Below are 5,761 nucleotides of genomic sequence, written 5' to 3'. Positions count from 1 at the left end.
TCATCGTGGTGATGTCCTTTCGAGAGTGCTGTGGAAGGTTCGCTCGAAGGCTCCCACGGTGACCGCGTCCGTCTCGAAGATGGTCGTGGCCACCGGGGAGGGTTACACCACTATCCGGGACTCAACTTCCACGGCTGCGGATCAGGGCCCGCAGGAACGCGGCCGCGCCGGCGAGCTCGGCCGGGGTGAGGCCCTCCACCGCGGCGAGCATACTGCGGTGCATGGCGCCCAGGGTGGCGCGGACCTCGTGGTCCGTCTTGGCCGTCGGCTCCACCACCACGGATCGGCGGTCCTGTGGGTGGGGTGCCCGTCGGGCGTAGCCGTCTCGGACCAGTCGGTCCACCAGGGCGCTGGCGGAGGCCGGGGTGATCTCCAGGGCGCTGGCCAGATCCCGCTGACGGACCTTGTGGCCGCGTCGGTCGGCCCGCAGCAGGTAACGCAGGGCTGACAGGTGGGTCTCTCCCATCCCCATGCTGTCCCGGGTGCGGGCGCGCATGCGCCGTTCGGCCTCCCGGTAGCGTCGCAGCAGGTTGAGCACGTCCACAGGTTCGATCTCGCGGGCGCCGCGGGTGTACCAGTAGCCCGACGTCGGTTCGCCATCCGTGCTGGTCAGCGTGGTGTGCTCCTCACCCATGCGCTCTTGAACCTCCCTATTCACGTCACCCCGAAAATTTGGTTAGTCTTCCTAACGCATAGTTACACTAACATTATCCAGGTCACGGCGATCTCTGTGAGGGGGCGCCCGGGCCGCGGCGAGAGGAATGTCATGACAGCAACGCTGGAGGCCCCCCAGGCCATGGGGCGGACCCTGTCCGCCGTCCCGCCCGTCCTCGAGTCCCCGGCGCCCCAGCCCGCCGCCTTCCGTCAGCGCTGCGCCCGCCTGGCCATGAGTGCCGCGCGGGCCGTCACCGTGTTCCCCGAGGTCGCCGAGGCGAGGTTCGCCATCACCGGCACCCCCTCCGCCCCGGAGCTGGAGGTGGACTGCATCCTGCGGGACGGAGAGGACACCGCGGCGGTCATCGAGACCATCACGGTGCACCTCGTCGAGGACCTCGAGGAGCTGCTCGGCGCACGGTTCCACGAACGTCGGCTGGAGCTGGTCGTGGACCGCAGCCTGCCCCGGGTGGGCGTGGGGGTCGTCTCCGCGCCCTGAGGGAGGCGCTCACGCGAACGCGCTCATCCCGGTCAGGTCCCGGCCGAGGATCAACGCCTGCACGGACTCGGTGCCCTCGTAGGTGTGCAGCGCCTCGACGTCGGCGAAGTGCCGCATCACCCGGTGCTCAAGGAGGATGCCGTTGCCGCCGAGCATGTCGCGGGCGATCTGCGCCACCCGCCGCGCGCCCCGCGTGCAGGCGTACTTCAGCAGGGACGCCTGCTCGTCGCGCAGCCGCCCCGCCGCCTGCAGGCGGGCCACGGCCACGCAGCGGGTTTGCATCGCGGTCACCTCGTCCAGCATCTGCGCGAGCCGTTCCTGCACCATCTGGTGCGCTCCCAGCGGCTTGCCGAACTGCTCGCGCTGCCGGGCGTACGCGAGTGCGGCCTCGAACATGGCGGTCGCGTGGCCCAGCGCGGACCAGCCCACGTTCACGCGGGTGGCCACCAGCACGCGCGCGGCGTCCTTGAACGTCGCCACGTCCGGCAGCCGGGCGTCGTCGCCGACCCGCACGTCGGTCAGCGTGATCTCCGCCTGGTGGATGGCCCGCAGCGCGCCCTTGCCCGTGATCACCTCGGCCTCGTAGCCGGGCGTGGACTGCTCCACCACGAACCCCTTGACCTGGCCGTCCTCGGTGTCGCGCGCCCACACGATCGTGATGCCCCCGGCGGCCCCGTTGCCGATCCACTTCTTGGCGCCGTTCAGCACCCAGCCGCCGGCGCCGTCGGGCCGCGCGGACGTCTCGAGGGACACCGAGTCCGAACCGTGCAGCGGCTCCGTGAGCGCGAACCCGCCCGGCAGCGTGCCGCGCGCCACCGGCTCGAGGTACCGCTCCTTCTGCTCCGGGCTCGCGCAGTGCACCAGGGCGCGCAGCACGAGCCCGCCCTGCACCGCCGCCGCGGCCGCCATCGACCCGTCCGCGCGGGAGATCTCCATCGCCACCAGGCCCGCGGCCAACGGCGACATCACCGCGTGCCCCGGCACCTCCAGCCCGTCGGTGAGCAGGTCGAGCTCGCCCGCCCGCGCCACCAGGTCCAACGGGTACTCCGCCCGGTCCCAGTGCCCGTCGATCCGCTCGAGCACCTCCCGGCCGTAGGCACGGGCGCGGTCCCAGTGCGCGCGGTCCTCCTCCGTCGCCTCCCCGAACGCGTCCAGGTAGTCGACGTCCAGGGGCGTGACGACGTCGTAGGTCGGCTTCTGCCTGCGCGTCACCGGGCCTCCTGCGTCCGCTCGGCGCGCAGCGCGCGCTTGAGCAGCTTGCCCGACTGGTTCCGCGGCAGCTCCGCCACGAAGTCCACGCGCTTGGGCACCTTGAAGCCTGCCAGGCGCTCCTTCACGTGGGTGCGCACGGTCTCCGCGGTCAGCTCGGCGCCCTCCTTGAGCACGACGACGGCGGTCACCGCCTCGATCCAGCGCTCGTCCGGCAGGCCGATGACGGCGACCTCGGCCACCTCGTCGAGCTCGTAGATGGCGTCCTCGACCTCGCGCGGGGCGACCAGCACGCCGCCCGTGTTGATGACGTCCTTGATGCGGTCCACCACCTGGATGTAGCCGGCCGCGTCCTGGGTGACCTGGTCGCCGGAGCGGAACCAGCCGTCGTCGGTGAACGCGTCCGCGGTGGCATCCGGGCGGTTCCAGTAGCCGGAGAGCAGCTGCGGCGAGCGGTACTGGATCTCACCGGGCTCGCCGGGCGCAGCGGGGGCGCCGTCGGCCGTCATCACCCGGGCCTCCACGTGGAACACGGGGCGGCCGCACGAGGCGGGCCTCGCGTCGTGCTCCTCGGGGCGCAGCACCGTGCACAGCGGGCCCAGCTCGGACTGGCCGAAGCAGTTGTAGAAGCCGATGCCCGGCTGGCTCTGGCGCAGGCGCTGCAGCACGGTCACCGGCATGATCGAGGCCCCGTACTGGGCCTTGCGCAGCGAGGAGAGGTCGCGCGTGGCCAGGTCCGGATGGTTCGCCAGCGGCACCCAGACGGTGGGCGCCAGGAACAGGGAGCCGATGTGCTCGGTCTCCACGAGCTCGAGCATCCGGGGGATGTCCGGGGCGGCCAGCAGTCGCACCGTGGCGCCGAGGCTCAGGTAGGGGAGCAGGAACACGTGCATCGCGGCCGAGTGGTACAGCGGCATGGCCACGAGGGGGCGGTCCTCGGCCGTGAAGTCCAGCGCGATGATCGAGGAGAGGTACTCCGCCACGAGCGCCCGGTGGGACATCATGGCGCCCTTGGGGGTGGAGGTGGTGCCGGAGGTGTAGAGCAGCTGGGCCAGGTCGGTGGCCGACACCTCCGCCTCCGGGGCGGCGGCGTCCAACGTCTCGTCCTGGGCGGTCTCCAGCACGGAGGGCTCGGCGTGGCCGGCGGGGAGCATGGTCCACACGTGCCGCAGAGCCGACGCGCGGCCCTCGGCCCGGACCTGGTCGACCCGCTCGAGCATGCCGGCGTCGGCCACGAGCAGCTCCGCGCCGGAGTCCTCGAGGGCGTGGGCGAGCTCGCCGCCCTTGAGCGCGAAGTTCACGGGCACGTGCACGTAGCCGGCCGTGACGCAGGCGAGGAAGAGCAGCGCGTAGGCGTCCGAGTTGGTGGCGTAGGCGGCCACCCGGGTGCCGGCCGGCAGGCCGGTGTCCTGGAGGCGGCGGGCCACGCGGTGCGCTCCGTCCCGGAGCTGGGCGTAGGTCCAGTCGCGGTCCTCGAAGCGCAGGGCGACGGCCTGCGGGGAGCGGGCGACCGCGCGTGCGAACACGCGGCCGATCGTGTCCTCCGGGGCGGGGGAGAGGTGGCCGGCGTCGGTGGGGTGGGTGATCTGGTCGGGCATGGAAACCTCCGGGGGATGGGTCAGAGACGTTCGATCACGGTGACGTTGGCCTGGCCGCCGCCCTCGCACATGGTCTGCAGGCCGTAGCGGCCGCCCGTGCGCTCGAGCTCGTGCAGCAGGGAGGTCATCAGGCGGGCGCCGGTGGCGCCGATGGGGTGGCCCAGGGCGATCGCCCCGCCGTTGACGTTGACCTTCGCCGGATCGGCGCCGGTCTCGGTCAACCAGGCCAGCACGACGGCGGCGAACGCCTCGTTGATCTCCACGAGGTCCATGTCGTCGATGGTCAGGCCCATGCGGTCGAGCGCGTACGCCGTCGCCGGGATCGGGGCGGAGAGCATCATCACGGGGTCGGCGCCGCGGGCGGAGATGTGGTGGATGCGGGCTCGCGGGGTGAGACCGTGGCGGTGCACGGCCTCCTCGGAGGCGAGCAGGAGGGCGGCCGCGCCGTCGGACATCTGGGACGCGGTGGCCGCGGTGTGCAGCCCGCCGGGGACGATCGGGTCGAGCGAGGCGATCTTCGTGGCGTCCGGGGTGCGGGGGCCCTCGTCCGCGGTGAGGCCGGCGAGGGGTAGGATCTCGCGGTCGAAGCGACCGTCGGCCTGGGCGGCGAGCGCACGCTCGTGGGAGCGCACCGCGAACTCCTCCAGGGCGTCACGGTCCAGGTTCCAGTGCCGGGCCATCATCTCGGCCCCGCGGAACTGGGAGATCTCCTCGCTCCCGTAGCGGGCGGCCCAGGACTCGGAGCCGGTGAACGGGTCGGGGAAGCCGAGATCGCGGGCGGCCGTGTTGGACCGGGAGAGCGGGATCGCGCTCATGGACTGGACGCCACCGGCGACGACGAGGTCCGCCGTCCCGCTCATGACGGCCTGCGCGGCGTAGTGGACTGCCTGCTGGCCGGAGCCGCACTGGCGTTCGACCGTGGTGCCGGGGACGTCCTCGGAGAGCCCGGCCGCGAGCCAGGCGTTGCGCGCCACGTCCATGGCCTGCGGGCCGAGCTGGTCGATGCAGCCGAGGATGACCTCGTCGTATTCGGCTGAGTCGATGTCCTGGCGGCCGACGAGCTCGCGCAACGGCGCGGCCGCCAGGTCGAGGGGATGCACACCGGCGAGCCCCTTCCCTCGGCGACCCACGGGGGTGCGGACGGCGTCGATGATGTAGGCCTCGGGCATGGGGGCTCCTCCGGACGGCGGGGACGTGACGCCGATCACGCTATTGCTTGGACGTCCAACGATCAAGAGGGTGACGGGATCCGTCGGGCGGCGTGGAGGGGCGCCGTTTCGTCAACGAAAGCGGCTCGGGGCGCGCCGTTTCGGCCACGAAAGCGCCGGGGCGGGCGTCGCTTCGCCCTGGTCAGGACCCCCTGCCCCGGGCCTACCGTGAGGGCCAGCGGCGCGCACCCGTGCCGCCGAGACGAGAGGAGCCGGCCATGGCCACCCCGCACACCCCCGACCCCCAGGACGCCCGGCGCGCACGCGAGGCGACGGACGAGACCTCCGGCGTCGCGTTCGACGGCGACACGCCCCCCGCCGAGGGTGCAGGCGTCGGCCCGAGCAACCCGGGCATGGACGTGGAGCAGACCGGCGAGCGCTCGGCCGGCAAGATCGTGCTCGGGCTGATCATCGCCCTCGTGGTCATCGGCGTCCTGGTGTTCATCCTGGGCCGCGTCGCCGGCCTCGGCTGAGCCGCGGCGCAGACGCCTGGGGCACGCCACCGGCCCACCACGACCACGGGGCGGGCACCGATCCGTCGGTGCCCGCCCCGTGGTCGTGTCCGCTCCGCGGTGATGCCGCTCAGCTGCGAC

6 protein-coding genes are annotated in these 5,761 nt (G+C 72.7%); 2 read left to right on the top strand and 4 right to left on the bottom strand.

The features are described from left to right. Positions 1-121: 121 nt before the first annotated feature. Entirely contained in the window at positions 122-634 is a 513-nt protein-coding gene (locus tag D8M29_RS07915) for a MarR family winged helix-turn-helix transcriptional regulator (RefSeq protein WP_127435337.1), read from the bottom strand. Between the two features lie 132 nt (positions 635-766). On the opposite strand from D8M29_RS07915, the gene D8M29_RS07910 reads away from it, so the two are divergent. Further along, entirely contained in the window at positions 767-1,153 is a 387-nt protein-coding gene (locus D8M29_RS07910) for a hypothetical protein (protein ID WP_051050341.1), read from the top strand. Positions 1,154-1,162: 9 nt separating this feature from the next. Here the strand turns inward: D8M29_RS07910 and D8M29_RS07905 are convergent, their stop codons facing one another. The 3 genes from D8M29_RS07905 to D8M29_RS07895 are packed head-to-tail and all read right to left on the bottom strand — an operon-like array spanning position 1,163 to position 5,129. After that, entirely contained in the window at positions 1,163-2,365 is a 1,203-nt protein-coding gene (locus tag D8M29_RS07905) for an acyl-CoA dehydrogenase family protein (protein WP_060974321.1), read from the bottom strand. Beyond that, on the bottom strand, positions 2,362-3,960 hold the full coding sequence (locus tag D8M29_RS07900) for a fatty acyl-CoA synthetase (RefSeq protein WP_127435336.1): 1,599 nt from the start codon (positions 3,958-3,960) through the stop codon (positions 2,362-2,364). The genes D8M29_RS07905 and D8M29_RS07900 overlap by 4 nt, the downstream gene beginning before the upstream one ends. Positions 3,961-3,980: 20 nt before the next feature. Next, positions 3,981-5,129 (bottom strand): acetyl-CoA C-acetyltransferase, encoded by a 1,149-nt coding sequence (locus tag D8M29_RS07895; protein ID WP_101967496.1) that lies wholly within the window; start codon positions 5,127-5,129, stop codon positions 3,981-3,983. Between the two features lie 257 nt (positions 5,130-5,386). On the opposite strand from D8M29_RS07895, the gene D8M29_RS07890 reads away from it, so the two are divergent. Beyond that, a complete protein-coding gene (locus tag D8M29_RS07890) occupies positions 5,387-5,641 on the top strand; it encodes a DUF6480 family protein (protein ID WP_095346987.1) in 255 nt (84 codons plus the stop codon). The last annotated feature ends 120 nt before the right edge of the window (positions 5,642-5,761 follow it).

The organism is Micrococcus sp. HSID17227, from assembly GCF_003989405.1.
In the GTDB taxonomy this organism is placed as follows: domain Bacteria; phylum Actinomycetota; class Actinomycetes; order Actinomycetales; family Micrococcaceae; genus Micrococcus; species Micrococcus luteus.
This window is presented reverse-complemented; position numbering and strand designations above follow the sequence as displayed.

Coding starts and splice junctions, on each gene's coding strand:
- D8M29_RS07915 (WP_127435337.1), bottom strand. CDS start 634: ATGGGTGAGGAGCACACCACGCTGACCAGCACGGATGGCGAACCGACG.
- D8M29_RS07910 (WP_051050341.1), top strand. CDS start 767: ATGACAGCAACGCTGGAGGCCCCCCAGGCCATGGGGCGGACCCTGTCC.
- D8M29_RS07900 (WP_127435336.1), bottom strand. CDS start 3,960: ATGCCCGACCAGATCACCCACCCCACCGACGCCGGCCACCTCTCCCCC.
- D8M29_RS07895 (WP_101967496.1), bottom strand. CDS start 5,129: ATGCCCGAGGCCTACATCATCGACGCCGTCCGCACCCCCGTGGGTCGC.
- D8M29_RS07890 (WP_095346987.1), top strand. CDS start 5,387: ATGGCCACCCCGCACACCCCCGACCCCCAGGACGCCCGGCGCGCACGC.